The sequence below is a fragment of the Streptomyces sp. BL1 genome (genome assembly GCF_057628045.1).
In genome coordinates this window covers 6,682,687-6,705,775 of sequence record NZ_JBXYWZ010000002.1, presented here as the reverse complement: position 1 = coordinate 6,705,775, position 23,089 = coordinate 6,682,687, and the positions used below count along the sequence as shown (strand labels likewise).

The 23,089-nt window shown below is 70.3% G+C and carries 16 protein-coding genes and 2 pseudogenes; 4 read left to right on the top strand and 14 right to left on the bottom strand.

The features are described from left to right. Positions 1-4: 4 nt before the first annotated feature. From nrfD to AC3AGO_RS29285, 10 genes and pseudogenes are all read right to left on the bottom strand, one after another. Positions 5-1,060 (bottom strand): NrfD/PsrC family molybdoenzyme membrane anchor subunit, encoded by a 1,056-nt coding sequence (nrfD, locus tag AC3AGO_RS29330; RefSeq protein ID WP_487823266.1) that lies wholly within the window; start codon positions 1,058-1,060, stop codon positions 5-7. Then, on the bottom strand, positions 1,057-2,034 hold the full coding sequence (locus AC3AGO_RS29325; protein WP_487823265.1) for a 4Fe-4S dicluster domain-containing protein: 978 nt from the start codon (positions 2,032-2,034) through the stop codon (positions 1,057-1,059). Before AC3AGO_RS29325 ends, nrfD begins: the two co-directional genes overlap by 4 nt. Further along, positions 2,031-5,284, bottom strand: a pseudogene (gene fdh, locus AC3AGO_RS29320) (formate dehydrogenase). The gene AC3AGO_RS29325 and the pseudogene fdh overlap by 4 nt, the downstream one beginning before the upstream one ends. Positions 5,285-5,357: 73 nt before the next feature. Beyond that, positions 5,358-6,218 carry a SigB/SigF/SigG family RNA polymerase sigma factor gene (locus AC3AGO_RS29315; RefSeq protein ID WP_487823264.1) on the bottom strand — a complete coding sequence of 287 codons (861 nt, stop codon included), beginning with the start codon at positions 6,216-6,218 and terminating at the stop codon, positions 5,358-5,360. A gap of 167 nt (positions 6,219-6,385) precedes the next feature. Then, positions 6,386-6,856 carry a DoxX family protein gene (locus tag AC3AGO_RS29310; protein WP_487823263.1) on the bottom strand — a complete coding sequence of 157 codons (471 nt, stop codon included), beginning with the start codon at positions 6,854-6,856 and terminating at the stop codon, positions 6,386-6,388. 127 nt (positions 6,857-6,983) lie between these two features. After that, entirely contained in the window at positions 6,984-8,558 is a 1,575-nt protein-coding gene (gene ulaA / locus AC3AGO_RS29305; RefSeq protein ID WP_487823262.1) for a PTS ascorbate transporter subunit IIC, read from the bottom strand. Positions 8,559-8,579: 21 nt separating this feature from the next. Continuing rightward, positions 8,580-9,461, bottom strand: coding sequence for a PTS sugar transporter subunit IIAB (locus AC3AGO_RS29300; protein ID WP_487823261.1), 882 nt, complete (start codon positions 9,459-9,461; stop codon positions 8,580-8,582). Positions 9,462-9,532: 71 nt separating this feature from the next. Beyond that, a complete protein-coding gene (locus AC3AGO_RS29295; RefSeq protein WP_487823260.1) occupies positions 9,533-10,498 on the bottom strand; it encodes a substrate-binding domain-containing protein in 966 nt (321 codons plus the stop codon). Positions 10,499-10,583: 85 nt separating this feature from the next. Then, entirely contained in the window at positions 10,584-11,597 is a 1,014-nt protein-coding gene (locus tag AC3AGO_RS29290; RefSeq protein ID WP_487823259.1) for an ABC transporter permease, read from the bottom strand. Positions 11,598-11,690: 93 nt separating this feature from the next. After that, a complete protein-coding gene (locus AC3AGO_RS29285; protein ID WP_487823258.1) occupies positions 11,691-13,235 on the bottom strand; it encodes a sugar ABC transporter ATP-binding protein in 1,545 nt (514 codons plus the stop codon). Between the two features lie 752 nt (positions 13,236-13,987). Between AC3AGO_RS29285 and fdhA the strand changes: the two genes are divergently transcribed. Together fdhA and AC3AGO_RS29275 are read left to right on the top strand one after the other, a co-directional pair. Then, the gene (gene fdhA / locus AC3AGO_RS29280) at positions 13,988-15,214 is read left to right on the top strand and encodes a formaldehyde dehydrogenase, glutathione-independent (protein WP_487823257.1); all 1,227 of its coding nucleotides are present in this window, start codon (positions 13,988-13,990) and stop codon (positions 15,212-15,214) included. A 319-nt stretch (positions 15,215-15,533) separates the two neighbouring features. Beyond that, the gene (locus AC3AGO_RS29275; protein WP_487823256.1) at positions 15,534-16,784 is read left to right on the top strand and encodes an alpha-hydroxy acid oxidase; all 1,251 of its coding nucleotides are present in this window, start codon (positions 15,534-15,536) and stop codon (positions 16,782-16,784) included. Between the two features lie 312 nt (positions 16,785-17,096). Here AC3AGO_RS29275 and AC3AGO_RS29270 read toward each other — a convergent pair whose 3' ends face one another. The 3 genes and pseudogenes from AC3AGO_RS29270 to AC3AGO_RS29260 all read right to left on the bottom strand — a co-directional run. Beyond that, positions 17,097-17,399 carry a hypothetical protein gene (locus tag AC3AGO_RS29270; RefSeq protein WP_487823255.1) on the bottom strand — a complete coding sequence of 101 codons (303 nt, stop codon included), beginning with the start codon at positions 17,397-17,399 and terminating at the stop codon, positions 17,097-17,099. Between the two features lie 242 nt (positions 17,400-17,641). Next, positions 17,642-18,610 carry a hydroxymethylbilane synthase gene (gene hemC / locus AC3AGO_RS29265; protein WP_487824861.1) on the bottom strand — a complete coding sequence of 323 codons (969 nt, stop codon included), beginning with the start codon at positions 18,608-18,610 and terminating at the stop codon, positions 17,642-17,644. Between the two features lie 189 nt (positions 18,611-18,799). Then, positions 18,800-18,991 (bottom strand): annotated as a pseudogene (locus tag AC3AGO_RS29260) (NUDIX domain-containing protein); the annotation flags it as partial. Positions 18,992-19,404: 413 nt separating this feature from the next. Here AC3AGO_RS29260 and AC3AGO_RS29255 point away from each other — a divergent pair. Both AC3AGO_RS29255 and AC3AGO_RS29250 read left to right on the top strand, forming a co-directional pair. After that, positions 19,405-20,103: a cyclodityrosine synthase gene (locus tag AC3AGO_RS29255; RefSeq protein WP_487823254.1), complete on the top strand. Its 699-nt coding sequence runs from the start codon at positions 19,405-19,407 to the stop codon at positions 20,101-20,103. Then, positions 20,100-21,287 (top strand): cytochrome P450, encoded by a 1,188-nt coding sequence (locus AC3AGO_RS29250; protein WP_487823253.1) that lies wholly within the window; start codon positions 20,100-20,102, stop codon positions 21,285-21,287. The genes AC3AGO_RS29255 and AC3AGO_RS29250 overlap by 4 nt, the downstream gene beginning before the upstream one ends. Before the next feature lie 482 nt (positions 21,288-21,769). Here the strand turns inward: AC3AGO_RS29250 and AC3AGO_RS29245 are convergent, their stop codons facing one another. After that, positions 21,770-23,080, bottom strand: a complete 1,311-nt coding sequence (locus AC3AGO_RS29245; protein ID WP_487823252.1) for an MFS transporter — start codon at positions 23,078-23,080, stop codon at positions 21,770-21,772. Between the last annotated feature and the right edge of the window lie 9 nt (positions 23,081-23,089).

Sequence of the window (23,089 nt, the reverse complement as noted above, 5' to 3'; positions counted from 1 at the left end):
CCAGTCAACGCCCCTGCGCCTCCCGCGCGTTGAGCCGTTCGCGCTGCGGCAGCACCGTGTACTTCGGGTCCTCGGCGGAGGCGATGCCCGCGTGGAACACACCCAGCCGGGTGCACGCCGACGCGGCGAGCAGCGCGGCCCCGCTGACGGCGGCACCCGTACGGCTGCGCCCGCCGCACAGGGCCGCGCCCCCGGCGCCCGCGGCCGACAGCCACCGTGCTGCCCGCATGAGACGCCCGGCCCTGCCCTCCTCGTACACCTCGGCGACCACTCCGAGGCGCCGTTCCATCGCGCGTGCCGTCGCGTTCTCCAGCGCGGCCCCGAACAGGGCCGCACCGCGCGCCGGCGCGTTCTCCGAAAGCGGGGAGGCGAGCAGCGCCAGCCCCGAGGCCGCCTGCGCCGCCGACCCGGTGAACACGTACGGCAGTTCGCGGTGTCCGTCGTGCCAGGCCGGTACGGCGGTGTCGGCGGCCAGCACCGCGGTGTACGCGGCGACCGCCGGGCCGAGCAGCGCGGCCCCTCCCGTGGCGGCGGCGCCGGCACGCGGCAGCCGACCGGAGAGGTCGGCGAGGGCGGCGGCGCCTGCCGCGGGACCGTACGCGGCGAGCAGCCACGAGCCGACGCTCATCGGCGAGGTCGGCTTGATCACCCGCAGCATGTTGGCGAACCGCGAGGGCCTGCCCAGGTCGTGGATGAGCGCGGCCGTGGACCCGGCGACGGCGGCGGTGGAGGAGATCTTGAGCGCCCTCGCCATGGCGGGCCGCCCGGTGAGCTGCGCCCCCGCGGCGAGCACGGACCCGGCTCCGGCGAGCCCGCCGAGGAAGAAGTACCCGGCGATGTTCAGCGGCTGCCAGGCGGGCACGTTGAGCACGGGCCTGCCGTAGTACGAGGTGAACTCGGCCTCGGGTACGACGAGTTGCTCGCCCTTGCCGCGGCCGGAGCGCCGCTTGCCCCGGCGGTGCTTCCCCGGCCCGTGCCCGCCGTTCGCGCCGGGGCGGTCCGGTCCGGCGGCCGCGGGCCGGATGCCCGGCACGTCCGGCGTCCCGTGCCGGCCCGTCACCGCAGCCCCCTGGACGGCAGTCCCCGTCCCGCGCCCCGGCGCCCTGTGCCGCTCGCCGCGACGGCCGCGGCGATGCCGCCCAGCAGAGTCAGCGCCGCCGCCCCCGCGTGCTTCCACATCGCCGGCAGATCGCGGGTGGTGACGACCGGGTCGGGCGGCAGGCCGTACACCTCGGGGTCGTCCAGCAGCAGGAAGAACGCGCCGTCACCGCCGACGCCGTCGTCCGGGTCGTGCCCGTACAGCCGCGCGCCCTCCACGCCGGCCCGCCGCAGCTGTCCGACCCGCTCCTCGGCCTCCTCACGCAGCTCGTCCAGCGGGCCGAAGCGGATGGACTCGGTGGGGCACGCCTTCGCGCACGCCGGCTCCCGCCCCTGGCCGAGCCGGTCGTAGCACATCGTGCACTTGAACGCCCGCCCGTCGTGCGGGCGTTGCTCGATGACGCCGTACGGGCAGGCGGGCACGCAGTAGCCGCAGCCGTTGCAGATGTCCTCCTGGACGACGACCGTGCCGAACTCCGTACGGAAGAGGGACCCGGTCGGGCACACGTCCAGGCAGGCCGCGTGCGTGCAGTGCTTGCACACGTCGGACGACATCAGCCAGCGCATCTCCCCCGGCTCCGCCGCCCCGTCCCCCGACCCCTCCGAGGCGAGGGCGAGGACATCCGTACCGCTGTGATCCACCGGGACGCTCTGCTCAATAAAAGCACTCTGCTCGATAAAGGCCACGTGCCGCCAAGTCGACGCACCGAGCCCCTGGCTGTTGTCGTAGCTCATCCCGGTCAGCTCCAGGCCGTCCTCCGGGATCGCGTTCCACTCCTTGCAGGCGACTTCGCAGGCCTTGCAGCCGATGCAGACCGAGGTGTCGGTGAAGAAGCCGACGCGCGCCGGGTGTTCGCCGGATGTTCCGTGCCCGGCGTCGCCCGCCGGATCGTCCTCGGGTCCCGCGAGCAGATTGCGGCCGACGAGGGAGCTCATCCGCGGACCTCCGTTCCGGTGTCTTCGGTGATGCCCGCGCGTTCCCGGTACGCGGCGAGCAGTTCGGTCAGCGCGGAGCCGCGCGGCCGGCGTCCGGGCACGATGTCCGCGGTCAGCGCCTTGACTTCCTGGATGTGCACGTTCGGGTCGAGCGCGATGGACGTCAGCTCGTTCGCCGAGTCGCCGCGTACGTAGCCGTTTCCGCCCCAGTGGTACGGCAGGCCGATCTGGTGCACCCATCCGCCGCCCACCCGCAGCGGCGCCATCCGTTCGGTGACCAGCACGCGCGCCTCGACGGCGCCGCGCGCGGTGACGACGGTGGCCCAGCCGGTGTGCTCCAGACCGCGCTCGGCGGCCAGCCGGGGCGAGACCTCGCAGAAGAACTCCGGCTGCAGTTCCGCCAGATACGGCGACCAGCGGGTCATGCCGCCCGCCGTGAAGTGCTCGGTGAGCCGGTAGGTGGTGACGACGTACGGGTAGACGCCGGAGCCCGGATCCCGCGCGCCGGGGTGGTAGCGGTTGCCCTCGCGGGCGAACATCTGGCGTACGGGGCTGCGTTGCTGTCCCGTGTGGAGGGGGTTGCGGACGGGCGAGTCCTGCGGCTCGTAGTGCGTGGGCATCGGCCCGTCGACCAGTCCGGCGGGTGCGTACAGCCAGCCCTTGCCGTCGGCCTGCATGATGAACGGGTCGGTGCCCGCGAGCGCCTCGGGTCCCGTCGCGTCGGGGCCGGGCCGGTAGGACGGCGGCCGGTCCGCGATGAAGTCGGGGATGTCGTGCCCGGTCCAGCGCGCGGCCGAACTGTCCCACCACACAAGGGACTTGCGGTCGCTCCACGGCGCGCCGTCCGGGTCGGCGGAGGCGCGGTTGTAGAGGATGCGCCGGTTGGCGGGCCACGACCAGGCCCATTCGGCGGCGATCCAGTCCTGCTCGGTGTGCGGCTTCTTGCGTGCCGCCTGGTTGACGCCGTCCGCGTACACGCCGCAGTAGATCCAGCAGCCGCACTGTGTGGAGCCGTCGTCCTTGAGCTGCTGGTAGCGGGTGAGCGGACTGCCGTCCGGGCCACGCCCGTTGATCTCCGCCAGCACCGCCTCGGCGACCGGCTCCTCCAGCGGCCCCTCCACGGGGTAGTCCCACGTCAGATCCAGAACTGGCCGGTCCCTGGGGTCAGTTGAACCGTGCAGCCGCTCCCGGATGCGCCTGCCCAGGTGGTACATGAACCACAGGTCGCTGCGCGCCTCGCCGTCCGGCTCCTTCGCCGGCCAGTGCCACTGCAGCATGCGGTTGGTGTTCGTGAACGAGCCGGCCTTCTCGGTGTGCGAGGCCGCGGGGAAGAAGAACACCTCCGTACCGATGTCCTCCGTACGCATCTCGCCCGTGTCGGTCTCGGGCCCGTCCCGCCACCAGGTCGCCGACTCGATGAGCGAGAAGTCGCGGACCACGAGCCAGTCCAGGTTCGCCATCCCCCGGCGCTGCAGACGGGAGTTGGCGGAGCCGACGGCCGGGTTCTCGCCGAGCAGGAAGTAGCCCTTGCACTCGCCGTCCAGCTGCGAGAGGACCGTGTCGTACGTACTGTGCGAGCCGGTCAGACGCGGCAGATGGCCGAAGCAGTAGTCGTTGTCCTCGGTGGCGGCCTCGCCCCAGTAGGACTTCAGCAGACTGACCAGGTAGGAACGCATGTTGCCCCAGTAGCCCTTGTCCGTCCGCACGGCCTGCACGAAGGTGTCGAGGTCCTCGTGCTTGTGCGCGTGCGGCATGGGGATGTAGCCGGGCAGCAGGTTGAACAGCGTCGGGATGTCGCTGGAGCCCTGGATGCTGGCGTGCCCGCGCAGCGCCTGGATGCCGCCGCCGGGCCGGCCGATGTTGCCCAGCAGCAGCTGGAGTACGCAGGCGGTACGGATGTACTGCGCGCCCACGGTGTGCTGGGTCCAGCCCACCGCGTACGCGAACGCCGAGGTGCGCTCCCGGCCGGAGTTGGCGGTGAGCGCGCGGCACACCTTCAGGAACGTGTCCCGGGGGATGCCGCAGGTCTCCTCGACCATCTCGGGCGTGTAGCGCGCGTAGTGCCGCTTGAGGATCTGGTAGACGCAGCGCGGGTGTTGGAGCGTCCGGTCGTGCCGCCGCTCCCCGGAGATGGCGGGCCCGCCCGAGCCGTGCGACTCGGCGTGCCCGGTGGTGGGCGGCGCGTGCCGGGTGCGCTCCTCGTACAGTTCGTCGCGCTCCCCCGCCGCCGCCTGCACCAGGCCGCCCTCGTACTGCCAGGACTCGACGTCGTAGTGCCCGGTCTCCTCGTTGAGCCCGGAGAACACCCCGTCGAGGTCCTCGGTGTCCTGGAACTCCTCGCTGACGATCGTCGACGCGTTCGTGTAGTCCAGCACGTACTCGCGGAAGTCCGAGCCGGTGCTCAGCACGTGGTGGATGATGCCGCCGAGGAAGGCGATGTCGGTGCCGGCCCGGATGGGCACGTGCAGATCGGCGAGCGCGCTGGTCCGGGTGAACCGCGGGTCCACATGGATCACTTGGGCGCCGCGGGCCTTCGCCTCCATCACCCACTGGAAGCCGACCGGATGGGCCTCGGCGAAGTTGGAGCCCTCGATGACGATGCAGTCGGCGTGCTGAAGATCCTGCAGAAAGGTGGTCGCGCCGCCGCGCCCGAAGGACGTGCCGAGCCCGGCGACGGTCGAACTGTGGCACACCCGGGCCTGGTTCTCGATCTGCACCATGCCCAGCGCCGTGAACAGCTTCTTGATGAGGTAGTTCTCCTCGTTGTCGAGGGCGGCACCCCGAGCGCCGCGAGCCCCATCGTGCGGTTGACCCGCACCCCGTCCAGCTCGTCCTGCCAGCCCTCCCGCCGGGCGCTCAGCACCCGGTCGGCGACCATGTCCATCGCCGTGTCCAGGTCGAGCCGCTCCCAGTCCCTGCCGTACGGACGCCGGTACAGCACCTCGTGACGGCGCGCATCGCCCGTGGTGAGCTGCAGCGTCGCCGCGCCCTTCGGGCACAGCCTGCCGCGGCTGACAGGAGAGTCCGGGTCCCCCTCGATCTGCACGACCTCGTCGTCCTTGACGTACACCTGCTGCCCGCAGCCGACGGCGCAGTACGGACAGACCGACTGCACGACCCGGTCCGCCGAATCCGTACGCGGCCTCCCGCCGGAGTTCCCCGAGGCGGCAGCGGCGCCGCGGCCCAGCGGATCGTCACCGGTCAGCTGCCGGTAGACGGGCCAGTCCCGGATCCAGGTTCGGACGCCCATTTCGCCGCCTCCCAGCGAGCGCGCGGTGACATGTGCGCGGGACCGGTTCCCCGCTCCCGGCGGCCGACACCTGTCAGGCGGCGGCCGGCTCGTCGTCGGGTGCGGCGTACGGCACGGGCGTGCCCTTGTCGGCGGCCTCGATCTCCTCGCGGATCCGCCGGCAGGACTTGCTGATCAGACGCGACACGTGCATCTGGGAGATGCCCAGCTGGTCGGCGATCCGGGACTGCGTCATCTCGCAGAAGAACCGCAGATAGAGGATCCGCCGCTCCCGCTCCGGCAGATGGCACAGGCACGGCTTCACCGCTTCGCGGTCCACCACCTGTTCGTAGCCGGGTTCTTCGCTGCCGAGGGTGTCCAGCAGCGTGGCGCCGCCCTCCCCGCCCTCGGAACCGCCGGCCATCTCGGCCTCCAGCGACAGCGAGCTGTAGCTGCGCAGCGCCTCCATGCCGAGCTGCACGTCCTCCTCGGCCAGGCCGGTCTGCGCGGCCAGTTCGGACACCGTGGGCGAACGCTCGTCGATGCCGTCGCTCAGCTCCCGGATCCCCGCCCGCACCCTGATGCGCAGCTCCTGTACGCGGCGGGGCACGTGCAGATCCCAGGAGTTGTCGCGGAAGTGCCGCTTGAGTTCACCGGTGATGGTGGGCACGGCGTACGACTCGAAGGCGTAGCCGCGCGACGGGTCGAAACGGCTGACGGCCTTGACCAGGCCCAGCGCGGCGACCTGCTCCAGATCCTCGACGGCCACCCCGCGGTTGCGGAACTTACGGGCCAGCCGCTGTGCCATCGGCAGCCAGGCCGCCGCGACCTCCTGCTGCAGGGCCCGTTTCTCGGGGCCGTCGGGCAGGGTGGCGAGCCGCTGCATGGCGGCAGCCGTGTCGGGGGCGTCGTCGTGGGGGTGACGTGAGCGCTTTTTCGTGCGAGCGGTGTCCATGAGCGTGGCTCTTTCCAGGTCGCCGGCGGGTGGGGCCGGACCGGCGTCGACGGAGGCACTGCGCCCGGCCGTTCAACGGGGGAGAGACCGGGGCCGGAACTCTTGTCCGACGTCTTTCCAACGTGGCAGCTCTCCCGCGGAACGGCATCCGGGCCCGTCGCGCCCCGTCACCGCTTGCGCGGGCAGCCCTTGCGGGAGCGGTCGTTCAGGGCGTGCTCGACGCGCCAGGCGACGCTCGGACGGCCGTGCGCGTCGCCCATCACGCCGACCAGCCCGCCGAGGACTCCGGCGTTCTTCAGGAACTGCGTCTTGTGCTGCGCGCGGACGGCGGGGTCCTCGTTCTGCCACCAGGCGTGGCCCGCGTACGTGGTGGGCACGAGCGACGCGGCCAGCGCGAGCGCGGAGAGCCGCGGGGCCTTGCCGAGGGCGAGCATGCAGCCGGCGGCGAGCTGCACGGCGGCGTTCGCGCGGACGATGATCACGGGGTCCTCGGGGAGGCCCGGGACCATCTCCTGGATCCGCCGCAGGGTGGGGATGGCGAGCTCGGCGGCCGGTTCGGGGTTCTTCAGTACGTCGTAGCCGCTGATGATGAAGACGGAGCCCGTGAGCGGACGGGCGGCCAGGCTGAGAAGTCGCATGGGGGACATGCTCGGCGACGCCCGGCGTGCCCGCGCGCCGAGTACGGGCGGGGCGCGGCGGGCGGCTGACAGCACTGGGCCGAGGGGAGGTCTCCCCTCGGCCCGGTGCTTCGTGGTGCCCTGTGCGCTACTTCGTGTCGGGCGGCGGCGGGGGTGCCGGGGCGCCGGCGGGCGGGCTGATCTTCGCGTACGCGGTGCCGGTTCCGGCCGGGGCCGCGGCCGGCTCCGCCCCGTCCTCGTCCTCGTCGCGCGGGAGCAGCGCGTCGCGGCGCGCTCCGGGGTCCCAGCCGGTGTCGACGACCCGCTTCTGCATGAGGATCGCCGCGGCCAGCACCACCGCGCCGGTGATCAGCATCAGGACGACGCCGCCCGCGCCGCCGGCCTTCGCCGCATAGCCGATGAGCGTGCCGAACCAGCCGAAGTCGGCGTCGCCGAAGGTGGTGTTCTCCTCGCCGAAGGCGCCCAGCACCTTCAGCAGCAGCGCCGGCAGGAAGGTGATCAGCACACCGTTGAGGAACGCGCCGACGGCGGCGCCGCGCCGGCCGCCCGTCGCGTTCCCGTATACGCCGGCCGCGCCGCCGGTGAAGAAGTGCGGGACGAGGCCGGGCAGCACGAGCGCCAGCCCGAAGAGCGGGCCGAACACGGCGGACAGCAGTCCGAGGCTGACCAGGCCGCCGATGAAGCTGGAGATGAAGCCGATCAGCACGGCGTTCTGCGCGTACGGGAAGACGATCGGCGCGTCCAGCGAGGGGACGGCGCCGGGCACGATCTTCGCGGCGATGCCCTGGAAGGCGGGGACGAGTTCGCCGAGGATCGTGCGGACACCGAACAGGATGACGGCGACGGCGATACCGAACTGCAGGCCCTGCATGACGGACGTCATCAGGTAGTTGCCGATGTCGGTCGCCGGGGTGCCGCCGTCCACCGCGAACGCCTTGAACGCCACCGCCTTGCCCGCCTTCCCGAGGAAGATCAGGGCGAGGATGAAGTAGATCAGCACCATGGACAGCGCGGTGGCGACCATCGAGTCGCGCAGGAAGCGCAGTCCCTCGGGCAGCTTCATGTCCTCGGTGCTGCGGCTGCGTTTGCCGACGACCTGGCCCGCCGCGCCGGACAGGATGTATCCCGCGGTGCCGAAGTGCCCGATGGCGACGGTGTTGTTGCCGGTGATGCGTTTCGTCCAGGGGTGCGCGAACGCCGGCATGGACACCAGCATGATGCCGAGCAGCACACCTCCGACGATCACCACGATCACCGACGACTGGCCCGCGATGGCCAGCACGATCGTCAGCAGGGTGGACATGAACAGCATGTGATGGCCGGTCAGGAACACGTACCGGAGCGGCGTGAAGCGGGCCAGCACCAAGCTGATCGCGAAGCCCACGATCATCAGCCAGGCGACCCGGGCGCCGTACTTCTCCTGGGCGATGCCCACGATCGCCTCGTTGGTGGGGATCACTCCGTGTGCGCCGGTCGCGCCCTGCACCATCTCGCCCAGCGGGGCGAGGGCGGCGACGACCAGTCCGGCGCCCGCGGTGATCAGCAGCAGTCCCAGACATGCCTTGATGGCGCCGCCGATGACCTGCCCGGCGGACTTCTTCAGCGCGATCAGACCGGCGGCCGTGATGAGGCCGATCAGATACGCGGGTTGACTGAGCACCTCGTTGACGAGGAACTCGGCGATCGACGCGAGCCAGCCCATGGTGACTTGAGGTTCCCTTCGTCAGACGTCGTAGGTGTCGCGCAGCACGGCGTCGGTCTGGGCGGTGCTCGTGAAGTCGTCGACGACCTTCACGGGCACGCCCACGTCGCCGAGCGTCCGGGCGATCTCGCGGGAGGTGAGGATGGCGACGGCCTCGGAGGCCTTGCCCTTCGCGGAGATCGTGTCGGTGGCCTCCACCGTCACGTACTTCGACCAGCCCCAGCGGTCCAGGACCTGTTCGAGGGTGTTCTTGAGGAAGAGGCTGGTGCCGACGCCGTTGCCGCACACGGTGAGGATCTTGTGCATGCCGTGGCCGCCCCCGCCGGACGCCTTGCCCGCGGACGCCTTGCTCGCGGAGGCGGACGCCTTGCTCGCGCCCTCTGTGCCGGCGCCCTCCTTGCTCGCGCCCGCGGAAGCGGCGGCCTTGTTCGCGTCCTTCCGCTCCTCCGCCTGCTGCCGGCCCTCCAGTACGGCGTGCAGCGCCTCCGGCGTCGGCGCGTCCTCCAGCGACTGCGCCGTGTCGGGGTCGGCGAGCAGCCGGGCGAGGGCCGCCATCGCCGCCGTGTGGTCGCCGGCGTCCTGCGCGGCGAGGGCGACGACGAGGTGCACCGGGTCGTTCGACTCGTGGCCGAACTCCACCGGTTCCACCAGCCGCACCCAGGACATGCCGGAGTGCAGCACCGCGGGTGAGGGGCGGGCGTGGGCGAACGCGAAACCGGGCGCGACGACGATGTACGGCCCGTTGTCCTCGACGTTCCGGAGCATCTCGGCCGTGTACTCGTCCGTGCTGCTGCCCGTCGCGACCAGCAGGTCGCCCGCGGTGCGCACGGCCTCGCGCCAGTCGGCGCACGGCACGTCCAGCCGGACGGCCTCGACGGGGAGGAGCTCGCTCAGTGTCGCCATGGGAAGGATCTTGACATGTTTCCGGCCATCCAGCCGCCGGGAGGTGCCCGCAAGGCCGGTCCGACGGTCCGTCAGTGGTACAGCACTTCTTGGATCTTGGGGTCGTGGAGGGTGCGCTTGTCGTACCAGTAGTAGCCGGTGTCGATGACCTTCGGGAGCTTCTCGCCCTTCCTGGCCTTCAGTGCGGCGGCCACGACCTGCTCCCCGATGGCGATGGGGTTCTGGGTGATCGCGCCGGTCATGCTGCCGTCCTCGATCGCGTTGATCTGCCCCTGCCCGGAGTCGAATCCGACGGTCTTGATGCCTTCGCGGCCGCTCTCCTTGACGCCCTGGATGACGCCCATCGCGGAGCCCTCGTTGGCGCCGTAGATGCCCTTGACGTCGGGGTTGGCGGCGATGATGGCCTTCGTGATGTCGGCGGACTTCGTCTGGTCGCCGCCGCCGTACTGGACGGGCAGCAGCCGCACTCCGGGCGCGTGTTTCCTCATCCACTGCGTGAAGCCGTCGCGTCTGTCGATGCCCGAGCCGCTGGTCTGGCTGTGCACGACCAGGGCGACCTTGCCCTTGCCGCCGACGGCCTTCGCCATGTGCCGGGCGGCCTCGGCGGCTGCCGCCTTGTTGTCGGTGGCGGCCGTGGTGACGGGGATGTCGCTCTCCACGCCGGAGTCGAAGGCGACGACGGGTGTGTCGCGGCGTTCGGCCTTCCGCAGCATGGGTCTGACGGCCTGTGAGTCCAGCGCCGCGAGACCGATGGCATCCGGTTTCCGGCCCACGCTGTTCTCCAGCATGGTCACCTGCGCCTCGACCTCGGTCTCCGTGGCGGGCCCCTGGAAGCTGATGGTCGCGCCGCGCTTCTTCGCCTCCTTCTCCGCGCCCTCCTTGACGGCCTGCCAGAACTGCTGCTGGAAGCCCTTGGAGACGATGGCCACGTACGGCTTGCCGTCGGCCCCGTTCCCCTGGCCGCCGCAGCCGCTCAGCGCGAGCGTCGCGGAGACCAGGACCGCCGCGCCCGTGACGGCGGATCGCCTTGACTGCATCTGCTTCCCACTCCCTTGTCGCGCCTGGGCTGCCTGGTCGCGCGGTGCTGTCTTGTCGCGCGGTGCTGTCGGCGGTGGCGCGGTGTCAGCGTGTGCGTTTCCTGGCCTGGTCCGCGTAGACGGCGAGGACGATGACGCAGCCGAGGATGACGTTCTGCCACTCCTGCGGCACCGAGGTGATCTGCAGCCCGTTGTTGAGCACGGAGATGATGAGGGCGCCGATGACCGTGCCGACGAGGGAGCCCTTGCCCCCGGACAGCGACGTACCGCCGATCACCACCGCGGCGATGGCCTGGAGTTCGTACCCCATGCCGGTGGCGGGCTGGGCCGAACCGAGCCGGGCGGAGATGAGCACGCCGGCGAGGCCGATGAACAGGCCGGACACCACGTACACGGCGATCTTCCACTTGCGGACGTCGACGCCGGAGAGCGCGGTGGCCTCCTCGTTGCTGCCGATGGAGTACGTATAGCGGCCCAGCACCGTCCTGTTGAGGACGATGCCGGCGAGTACGGCGGCCGCGGCGAGGATCAGCACCGCGTTGGGGAAGTCGGCGCCGGGGATGATGCTGCCCGTCGATATGCCGGCGTAGCCGGAGTCCTCGGAGAAGTAGATGGGGGCGCTGCCGGAGATCACCAGGGCGAGTCCCTGCGCGACGAGCATCATGGCCAACGTCGCGATGAACGGCGGCAGTTTGAGCACCGTCACGTTCACCCCGTTGACCAGTCCGACCAGCCCGCCGAAGAGCAGGGTGCCCAGCACACCGAGTGGTACGGGCAGTCCCCATTCGACGATCAGCACACCCGACATGACGGCGCACAGGGCCATGCCGGTGCCCACGGACAGGTCGATGCCGCCCGACACGATGACGAAGGTGGCACCGAGCGCGAGGGCGCCGATGACGACCGTGGAGAACAGAATCGACGTGATGTTGCTGTAGTTGAGGAAGTTCGGGCTGGCCGCCGAGAAGAAGACGAAGACGGCGATGAGGCTCGCGAAGGCCAGCAGCTGCTGGAACCTGTTCATCACCGTTCCGCGGACCCCGGTGCCCGCGGAGTCGTTCCGCTCCTGCCGCTGCGGAGCGGTGGTGGAGGCTGTCATCTCTCTCCTGCCGTCGGATGGCTGGGACCTGCGGTGTTGGTGGGACCTGCGGTGGTGGCGCCGGGGCCGTACTGCCGCCGGGTGGTGGGGAGTTCAGGGCCCGTCGGCGGGGCGCAGGGTCGCGTGGTGCATGACCCGCTCCTGGGTGGCCTCCGCCGCCGTGAGCCGGCCGGTGACGCGGCCCTCGCTCATCACCACGACCCGGTGCGCCATGCGCAGCACCTCGGGCAGCTCGGAGGAGATCATGATGATGGACTTGCCCTGCGCGGCAAGGTCGTTGAGGAGCTGATAGATCTCCTCCTTGGCGCCCACGTCGATCCCGCGGGTCGGTTCGTCGACAATGAGGACATCGCAGTCCTTGACCAGCCAGCGGGCGAGCACGACCTTCTGCTGGTTGCCGCCGGACAGATGCTTCACCGGCTGGTCCACGGACGGCGTACGGATCCGCAGCGACTTCACCTGCTCTTCCGAACGCGCCCTCATCTCCCGGTCCTTCACGAAGCCGAGGGACTGGAACAGCTCCCCCACCGAGCCGATGCCGATGTTGGCGTTGACGTCCCGCTCCAGCATCAGGCCCAGGTTCTTCCGGTCCTCGGAGAGATAGCCGACGCGGTGCCGTGCCGCGTCCGCCGGGGTACGGATGGAGACCTGGCGGCCGTGCAGGGTGACGGTTCCGGCGGTGACGGGGTCGGCGCCGACGAGGGCGCGGGCGAGCTCCGTACGGCCCGCGCCCATCAGTCCGGCGAGGCCCAGTATCTCGCCCTTCTTCAGGTCCAGGCTGACGTCGCGGAGCAGGGCCTTCGTCGTCAGACCGGTCACCGACAGGACGGTCTCGCGGTCCTCGCGGACGCCCTCCGGGCGGGCCCCGGTGGCGAGTTCGCGTCCGACCATGCGCGCGATGACGTCCTGCATCGAGGTCGCGGCGGTCTCCAGCGTGTCGACAAAGCGCCCGTCCCTGATGACGGTGATGCGGTCGGTGAGCGCCTTGAGCTCGTCCATCCGGTGCGAGATGTAGATGACGCCGGTGTCCTCGCCGCGGAACCTGCGGATGAGCCCGTGCAGCACCTCCACCTCTGCGTCGTTCAGCGCCGCGGTGGGCTCGTCCATGATGAGGATCCGCGCGTCGTACGACAGCGCCTTGGCGATCTCGACCATCTGCTGCTGGGCGACGGTGAGTTCGCCGACCCGCCAACGGGGGTCGAGCGGCAGCCCCAGGCGGTCGATCAACTCCCGCGCCTTTTCGTTCAGTTCACGGTCGCGCAGCAGGAGGCGGCCGCGGGGTTCGCGGCCGATGAAGACGTTCTGCGCGACCGTGAGGTCGGGCATCAGGTTGAACTCCTGGTGGATGACGCTGATACCCAGCTCCTGGGCGTGCCGCGGTCCGCGGATCCGGACCGGGCTGCCGTCGAGGACGAACTCGCCCTCGTCCGGAGCGTAGATGCCGGACAGCAGCTTCATCAGCGTCGACTTGCCGGCACCGTTCTCCCCGACGAGCGCGAGGACTTCGCCGTGCCGCAGGTCGAGATGCATGTCCTGGAGCGCCTGCACCCCCGGGAAGCGCTTGGCGGCACCCCGCACCCGCAGCAACACCCCTCCGCCCCCGGCCACCGCACCGTGACCGTCCGCCGCGTCTGCCATGCTTCAGCGCCTCCCGGGCCGTACGGACAAGGACAACGACAGGAACAGCGACCGGCTCCACGTCGAAGAAATCGATTTCGAAGCGCGCTGCGAAGAACGTAAGGAGGCGTTGCCCAGCCGTCAATGACCTTCGCAGCGACGGCTGTTCGGGCCCCGCCGCGGGCCGCGCTCCCGCGCGAGGTGTGGGCAGCTGGTCCGCCCGAGAGGGCGGAACGGGTGGGCACACCGGACCGCACCCGCGAGGTCAACGTCCCCCGCGCACCCAACGCACGCGCCCCCATGAGGGCTTGGCCCCAGACCCGCCCCTACCCGTTTCTTCCGGGGCTGCCGCCCCGGACCCCAGCCGCGCTCCGCGCGAAAGAACGGGGGCCGCGCCCCCCTGCACCCCACCGAGGTGTGGGCACGCGGTCCGCCAAGGGGCGGAACGGGTGGGCACACCGGACCGCACCCGCGCAGGGAACGCACCCCGCCCCCAACACACGCGCCCCGGCAAGGGGTTGAGCCCCGGACCCCACCCGAGGTGGGTGGAGAGAGAACCGGGGCTCCGCTTCAAGCCCCAGCCGCGCTCCGCGCGAAGAACCGGGGCCCACCCCGGAAGGCGGAACGCCCGGCCGACCACAAGGGGCGCACCCCTCCCCGAAGAGGGGAACGCGAAGGGGCTGGTCGCTGAGACGTTTCGGTAGCAGACTCCGGAGTTCGCGCACGAGCCGAGCCACCCCCCGCGCACTGACCGACCGAAGGGACGGCGTGCCATGACAGGCAACAGGGCAGTCGCGTATCTCAAACCGGGAGCCGTGGAGGTCAGGACCATCGACCACCCGACACTCGAGCTGAAGGACGGGCCGGGTGTCGCCCAGGACAACGTGGGGCGCACGTGCCGGCACGGAGTGATCCTCAAGGTGCTCGCCACCAACATCTGCGGCAGTGACCAGCACATGGTGCGCGGCCGGACCACCGCGCCGGAGGGCCTGGTGCTCGGGCACGAGATCACCGGTGAGGTCGTGGAACGCGGCCCGGACGTGGAGTTCGTCGAGGACGGCGACATCGTCTCGGTGCCGTTCAACATCGCGTGCGGCCGCTGCCGGAACTGCAAGGAGCGGCGTACCGGCATCTGTCTGAACGTCAATCCGGCCCGCCCCGGGGCGGCTTACGGATATGTCGACATGGGTGGCTGGGTGGGCGGCCAGGCCGAGTACGTCATGGTGCCGTACGCGGACTTCAATCTGCTCCGCTTCCCCGACCGGGAAGCCGCACGGGAGAAGCTGCTCGACCTGACGATGCTCTCCGACATCTTCCCGACCGGCTTCCACGGCGCGGTGACGGCCGGTACCCAGGTCGGCTCCACGGTGTACGTCGCCGGCGCGGGCCCGGTCGGGCTCGCCGCCGCCGCTTCCGCGCAGCTGCTGGGCGCGGCGGTCGTGATCGTCGGGGATCTGAACGCCGAACGCCTCGCGCAGGCCCGGAGTTTCGGCTGCGAGACGATCGACCTGACCAAGGGTGAGGCCGGCGAACAGATCGCGGAGATCCTGGGCGTACCGGAGGTGGACGCGGCAGTCGACGCGGTCGGCTTCGAGGCGCGGGCACACGGACGGGACGCTCCGGAAGCCCCGGCGACCGTCCTCAACTCGCTGATGGGGATCACCCGTGCGGGCGGCGCACTGGGCATTCCGGGGCTGTACGTCACCGACGACCCCGGCGGTGTCGACAAGGACGCACGGGCGGGAACGCTGAAGGTGCGGCTGGGGCTCGGCTGGGCCCGGAGCCACACGTTCACCACGGGACAGTGCCCGGTCATGCAGTACCACCGGGGTCTGTCGATGGCGATCCTGCACGAGAAGGTGCACATCGCGAAGGCCGTCAACGCCACGGTGATCGGCCTGGAGGACGCGCCGCGCGGCTACGCGGAGTTCGACCAGGGCGCGAGCCGCAAGTACGTGCTGAACCCGCACGGCGCGCTGGACGGGGCACGGGCCGTCTGACCCCTCCCTGTCCGTCCCCGCGCCGGAGGCCGGCGGCATTCCGCACCCCCAGTGCGAGTCGCCGGCCTCCGGTCCGCGTTGGCGCTCCACGAGAGCGCCGTAGGCGCGGCTGTGTGTGCCCCGTACGGCGAGTGAGCGGGTGCGGGTCACGTACGGGTTCGCGCAGTTCCCCGCGCCCCTGTCGGGGCGCGGGTCTTCCCACCAGGCGAAAAGGGCGGAACGCGATCTTCTCAACGGGCCGTGGGCGTGAGAGACATGAGGCGGAGCCGTTCCGCCGGGCGGCTCGCTGAACGCCCTGCGCCCATGAGGGAGAGCCCGTATGACCGAACTCGTACGCCGTGTTCCGCGCCCCCGGGACCTCGCACCGCTGCTGCGGCTCAAGCGGCGGGAGTCCGGCGCGACGCGCCGCAGGCTCGCTGGGGCGCACACGATCCAGGACCTGCGGCGCATCGCCCAACGGCGCACTCCGGCCGGGCCGTTCCACTACGTCGACGGTGCGGCCGACGAGGAGATCGGCATCCGGCGGGCCCGACAGGCCTTCGCCGACCTGGAGTTCCAGCCGGGCATCCTGCGGGACGTGGCGAAGGCCGACATGTCGGTGAACGTACTCGGGGAGCGTTCGGCGCTGCCGTTCGGCATGGCGCCGACCGGCTTCACCCGCATGATGCACGCGGAGGGCGAGCGTGCCGTCGTCTCGTCCGCGGCGCGCGCGGGCGTACCGTACACGCTGTCGACCATGGGCACGACGTCGATCGAGGACGTCGCGGAGGCCTCTCCGCAGGCCCGCAAGTGGTTCCAGCTGTACCTGTGGAAGGACCGCGAACGCTCCCTCGAACTGGTCGCGAACGCGAAGGCGGCGGGCTACGAGGCGCTGCTGGTCACCGTGGACGTGCCGGTCGGCGGCAACCGGCTGCGCGACGTACGGCTGGGCATGACGATCCCGCCGCAGCTCACGCTGAAGACGTTCCTCGACGCCTCGTACCGCTGGGAGTGGTGGTTCAACTTCCTGACCACCGAACCGCTTTCGTTCGCGTTCGACAAGAGCGGCGAGGGCGCGCTGGAGGACGTGATCGGCAAGCTGTACGACCCGACCGTCACCTTCGAGGACCTCGCCTGGATCCGCGAGGCCTGGGACGGGCCGATGCTCGTCAAGGGCATCCAGACCGTACGCGACGCCCAACGGGCCGTGGACCACGGCGCAGACGGCGTCATCGTCTCCAACCACGGCGGCCGCCAACTCGACCGCGCGCCAGTGCCGTTGCACCTCCTCCCCCAGGTCGTCGACGCCATCGGCGAGACCAGCACGGTCATGCTCGACACCGGCATCCTCAACGGCGGCGACATCATTGCAGCCCACGCCCTCGGCGCCGACTTCGCCCTCATCGGCCGCGCCTACCTCTACGGCCTGATGGCCGGCGGCGAGGCGGGCGTAGACCGCGCCGTGGAAATCCTCACCGCCGAGGCCGAACGCACCATGAAACTCCTCGGCGTCACCACGATGGACGAACTCACCCCGGACCACGTGAAGTTGATGACCCGCAGGACTCCACTACCCCTCGGCGACAACTAGGGCGTACGGGCCGCCGGTTCGCATGACGCGCGTCCGGGCCAGGACGGGCCTAACCGCCCACGGTCAGTGATCACCGACAGGGCGACGAAGAGCCTGAGCTTGGGAATCACAGACGATCCAGCTTCGCTGGACTTGATGCTCAGCAACAACGCCTGCTGCAGGGGGCGCTGGACTGGCTCATTTCGCCGCTGTTGACCGCGACTGACTGGCCCACCTGGCATGCATCCGGCACGACTGTGGCACGTGGGCTGCCTCTCTCCTGGCGAACTTGTGGCGAGATACCAGGGAACCGGCTTGGGAGGGTCATCGCGGCTACGCGTCCCCCTCTGGGGAGCCGTCATCGCTACTGCGGGGGAAGAAGCATCGTGCGATCTGGGAAGCGATCCACTGCCCGGCGCCTTGCGCTGCGGCTCCGGCGCATATGGCCAGAGCTAGACGGTCCCACTGCATGCCCCACCGGATGCCGAAGGCCTGAATGGCCATCCCCCCGCAGGAAACGCCGATGGAGGAGACAACGATTTCCCGGGGCGTCTGCTGGCGATGGTGGTTCTTGACCTGCTGTGCGGCCCACCATTCGGCCAGCCACGAAGACAGCCGTGTCTTCTTGGGGTTCACGATGCGGTCTCCGTCCGATCAGTCCGGGCTTCCCCTGTCGATTGGCCTGGGGACGGTAGGTGATGGCGGTGACCTGCGGAAAATCGATCATGGGATGCGCTGAGGCCGGTGGAGCTGCTTCGAGGCGAGAGATCGGGGCCGCTGAGCTGCCTGCGGCTCGGGCAGCACTTCACCTGCCCGGAATTGTCCGAGCGTGGCCCCCGATCTCAGAGGACCGACCACAAGGCAGAGGGTCTGGTTGTTCAGTGCGGGATGCCGTCGATGATGTCGCGGGCACCCTGGCGCAGGAGTTCGGCGCTTACGCGGGAGCCGAGGGTGCCGGGGTCGTTGTCGGTCTCGCCCCAGATGTGGGCGTGGGCGAATTTGGAGCCGTCGCGGGAGAAGACCATGCCGCGTAGGGAGAGTTGGCCGTCCGGTTCGGTGGTGCAGTAGCCGGCGATGGGGCTGTTGCAGTGGCCGCGCAGGCCGTGCAGCATCACCCGCTCCGCCGTCGCCTCGGTCTGGGTGCGTTCGTGATTGAGCTGCTCCAGCAACCCGGCCACAGGGGCGTCGTCACGGCGACACTCCAGCGCGAGCACGCCGGAGCCGACCGCGGGCAGGATCTCGTGCGGGGAGAACTCGTACACGATCCTGTCGGTGAGGCCGATGCGCTCCAGCCCGGCCCGCGCCACGATCATCGCGTGGGCGTCGAGGTCGCCCTTCTTTCCGTCCAGCTTCTCCAGACGGGTGCCGATGGCGCCGCGCACCCGGATGACGTTCAAGTCAGGGCGTACCGCGAGGATCTGCGCCTTGCGCCGTACCGAGGTGGTCGCCACCGCCGCGCCCGACGGCAGATCGGTCAGCGACCACGCGGACGAGCCGTCGGGCACGACCATCACGTCGCGGACGTCGTCGCGCGGCAGCATCGCGGCGAAGACCAGACCCTGCGGCATCGGCTGATCGCCGGGCACGTCCTTGAGACAGTGGATGGCCATGTCGATCACGCCGCGCTGCAGCTGCTGGTCGATGGCCTTGACGAATAGTCCCTTGCCGCCCAACTGGGCAAGGTCACCATGCCATTTGTCGGCCTCGGTCGTGGTGGCCACGACCTCCACCTGCAGCCCAGGGCCGAGCTTCTGGAGCAGGGCGGTGACGAGCTCGGTCTGGGCGAGCGCCATCGGGCTGGAGCGGGTGCCGATGCGCAGGGTGCGGTCGGCGGGGAATTCAGTCACAGCTAAGCCTCTCGGTTTCCAGGTAGTGGCGGCGGTCGGTGTGCGTGAGGACGGGGCGAGGCGGGCGGCGGCCCGCTGGTGCAGCACGAGCGGACCGGGAACTCCCGGCGCCAGGCGGCCAGTTCGCTCTCCTGAAGCTGGATACGGATGCCCGGCCCCGGACGGGGCCCGCGAAGGCGAGCCGCGGCCGGCGGGCGGCTGTGCGCGGTACGACCCCACGGCCAGCAGCCGCCCGGCAGTCACCACAAGCCCCAGTTCTTCGTGGACCTGGCGGCGAGCGGCTCGGCACGGCGACTCCCCCGGTTCAACGAGCCTGCCAGGCAATTGGCCACCCACAACCGGGGACCGGACGTGATGCCGAACAGCTCGCCGCGTCGCCACGCCGCCCGAGCAGCGGCCGGGTTCATCGCGCACGAAGCCAGCCAATCCAGACCATCGCTGCTCATGCCGCACGGTGCACGGGCCGGGCCGCAGCGAGTGCCTGCCGCAGCCGTGCCGGCGAGATCAACGGCGGTTCGGGGCACGGCCGGGGCGGCACTTCCCACCGCACGGGCCACATGTCCGAGATGGGGCTGTCCGGCAGGCCGATATAGACGCCGGCCCCGAGCCCCAGCGTGCCCGGCTCACACCACTGCACAAGCGAAAAACCGAAGCCGGCGCGCGGCTGCCGGCGATCCGCTGAATGGACGCGAGGTGTGGCAGAGCCGCGCGGCGCCCGGGGAGGATGGGCCCGCCCGGCCGGACAGGCGATCGCGCCCCCGGCCGCTTGTCTTTCGCCTGGGACAGGAGCTGCCGTGCCCCTTTCTGAGGCCGCCTTCGCTCTGCGGCCATATACCGAGCAGTGCCGCAGTATCGCCGCGGAGGGCGCCCACGCGATTATCGGTGTCTCTCCGGGAAACAGTCATTTCTCCGCCCAGCGCCTTGTCGCCCTGGCGCATTGGAGTCAGGCCCGCTTCGATCAAGTCGACCTCGTCTACACCGACCTGCACGTGGCCGAGATGCATGAGGCTCTGGGCTACGGTTCCGTCGAGGCACGCCGCAAGGCGGCGAAACAGCTGCGCGGGGTGCGAGCCAAAGTCCATAGAGCCGTCCAGTCGGCCGATCCGGGCGGCCGACGCATCAGGGCCCGACCCATCTCCGAATTCACCGCTCTCCCTGCCTACCGTCAGCTCCACCAGCAAACTCGCGACGCCCTCGCGGCGGACCGGGACGTACGGGCATGTTGCGACCGGCTGATGGAAAGGTTCCTCGCGTCCCGGATCGCGCCGCGCGGGACCATCACGGTTCGGCAGCGGCAGGCGTGCTTGGACTACGTCTGCGCCGAGGTGCCCCTGTTCCTCGACACACCAGCGCTCCTCGGTGTGCCCTCTTCGCTCAACTGCTACCACGAGGCTCTGCCACTGGCCGAGCTTCTGTACGCACGCGGCCCCGGACTCCGCGCCTCGCGCAATCAGGGCCACGGCATCCTCACCCCCGTGCAAGGAGCACCATGACGGCCACGCCCGCCGCAGCCCTGCTCAGCTTCCCCTTCGACTGCAACGGCCTCGCCCTTCCAGCGCCGGTCGAGACGCTGCACGAGCAACCGGTGACGAAGGTTCGTACCATCGCCGGTGCCGAAGCCTGGCTGGTCTCCTCCCACCACCTGTGCAAGCAGGTCTTGGAGGACTCCCGGTTCTCCCTCAAGGACACCGCGGCACCCGGCGCCCCGCGACAGTACGCCCTGACCATCCCGCCGCACGTGGTCAACAACATGGGCAACATCACCGGCGCCGGGCTCCGCCAGTGCGTGATGAAGGCGCTCAACCCCAAAGCCCCAGGACTCCAGGAGTGGATGCGCCGGACGGCCGGGCAGCTCCTGGACGACCTCGTCACCGAGGGGGCGCCCGCTGACCTGCGCAACGGGTTCGCCGAACCGTACTCGGCGCAAATGCACTGCCACATCCTCGGCCTCCCCACACAGGACGCTCCGAGGCTCCTGCGCAGCCTGGACATCGCGTTCATGAACTCGCCCCGGCCGATCGAGGCGGCCCGCCTCAACTGGGACCGCGACATCGCCCACCTGACGGGGCGTTTGGACGACCCGGCCACCACCGGCCTCCTGGCCGACCTCGTGACCCTGCGCCGTGACCCGGACTACGCCCATCTCACCGACGAGATGCTCGCCACCGTCGGCATCACCCTCTTCGGTGCCGGCACCATCTCCACCTCCGCCTTCCTCACCATGGCCGTCGTCGCCCTCATGACCCGCCCGGACGTCCGCCAGGCCCTCACCCACGAGTCCGTCGCCGACGCGCTGGAGGAGCTGCTGCGCATCAACCTCTCCATCGGCGACGGGCTGCCCCGCATCGCACTGGAGGACGTCCGGCTGGGAGACACCCTCATCAAGGCCGGCGAGCTGGTCCTGGTCCTCGTCGAAGGCGCCAACCACGACCCCCAGCACTTCGGAGACCCCCACACCTTCCGTGCCGCACGCCCCAACGCCGCCGACCATCTCTCCTTCGGCGGCGGTGCGCATTACTGCCCCGCCACCGCCCTCGCGAGGAAGCACGCCGAAATCGCCCTGGAAACGCTGCTGGAGCGCCTGCCCGACGTACGCCTGGCGGTGCCGGAGGAACAGCTCGTATGGCGCACGAACTTCATGAAACGTCTGCCCGAACGCCTGCCTGTCGCGTGGTAGCCGCACGATATTCAGCGACGTCGCAGACCACCCCTGCGCTCGGGCCGCAGCGGCCGGCCGTCGTCCGCTTCGCCCGCCCCAGTGGGTCAACCCATGGACCCGAAGGAAAACTGGGCCTTGTACTGCGGTGATGGCCTCTCCGGTGCGCAGAACAAGTCCTACGTGGAGTCCCGGGAATGCTCGCGGTTCGTACTCTTGGACGCGTGCCCGCCAACACCAAGACCTGGTGCTCACCTGCGCCTTCACCGAACTACTGGCCGACGGGGTACGCGGCGTGATCTCCTTCGCCGCCCCCGTGCCATGCCGCAACGCCGCGGGAGAACTGATCGCCGTGGGGCACGTCGGCACGATCTGCCAGGCAGCGAACGCGGTCTACACCGGCCGGGCCACACCCCGGACCTTGCAACTACTGCCGGACGGCACGGTGTTGCACGGCCGGGCCGCACAGTTCCCGTGCGTCTCGATCAGCACTGACGCTGTGGCTATGGGGCAGGTGAGGTCTGAGTTCGAGTTTGCGAGCGACTTCGGGTTCCGGGGTCGGATTCCGAGCTGAGGGTGAGGCTGAGTGCTCCGGCCAGCAGGTAGAGGGCGACGAAGGTCCAAATGATGGCTGTCATGTGGGCGGTGCCGCCCAGCAGGCCGACGAGGGCGGGGCCGACGAAGGCGGAAAGCCCGGCGGCGAGGCTGTAGACGGCGAGTGCGTTGGGGCTGTCGGAGGTGCGGACCATGCTGGGCATGAGGGCGGTCAGGGGTACGAAACCGGCGAGGCCGATGCCGAAGACGGCCCAGCACAGCAGTGTCACGGTGAAGTTCGGGCCGACCGCCTGCGGCACGTAGTAGAGGAGCAGCATGCCCACCGCGCACATGACGCAGCCGAACCAGGTGACGGTGCGCCGCCAGCCCAGCCGGTCTCCGACGATGCCGAACAGCAGGTTGGCGAAGATGTTCGCGGTGTAGACGCAGGTGACCAGGAGCAGGTAAGTGCCCTGGGAGAAGCCGATGGTGCGGGTGAAGTAGATCGGGGCGATGACGAACAGGGCGAAGTTCGGCGCGGTGTTGACGAGGCGGACGAAGGCGCCGACGCAGATGCGGGGATCGCGCAGGATGGTGACGCCCCGGGCGAGTTCACGCAGCGAGGAGCCGTCTTCCGCTCCGGTGGGGCCGGAGTGGTCGAGGTCGCGGATGCCGAGCAGGGCGCAGGCCGCGCCGAGTACGACGAGTGCGGTGGCGACCCAGAAGGTGGCGTATTCACCGATCAGCGGGATGGTCGCGCTGGCGACCAGGGAGCCGAGGGTGGGCAGACCGGCGCCGAAGACGAACCAGAACCACCCCACGGAGGTGCCGCGTTGGTGTGCGGGCGTGGCGCGGGTGAGCCAGACGAGGAAGGCGAAGGCGAAGAACGGATAGCCGATGCCGCGGAGTCCGTAGAGGACGGCCACCAGGGTTCCCGAATGGCTGGGTATCGCGAGCGTGAGGAGCAGGGCTTCGAGGAGGGTCCAGGTGACGGCGCCGATCAGCATGACCCGGCGGGGGCCGAGGACGGCCGAGAGGGCTCCGGCGAGCCAGGAGCCGACGGCGACGAAGATGCCGTAGACGCTGATGGTGGTGGCGACGTGTCCCGGAGGGAAGCCCTGGTCCTCCAGGAAGGGTGAGAGGTAGTTGCTCTCGACCCCGTCGCCGATCATGAAGAGCAGGACACCGACGTAGCCGAGCAGGAGCGGGGCAGGAAGTCCCAGCTTCTCCAGCACACGGGATGAAGGCGCAACTGTCTTGCCGGCAGGGTTCGATGACATGGTGCTTCC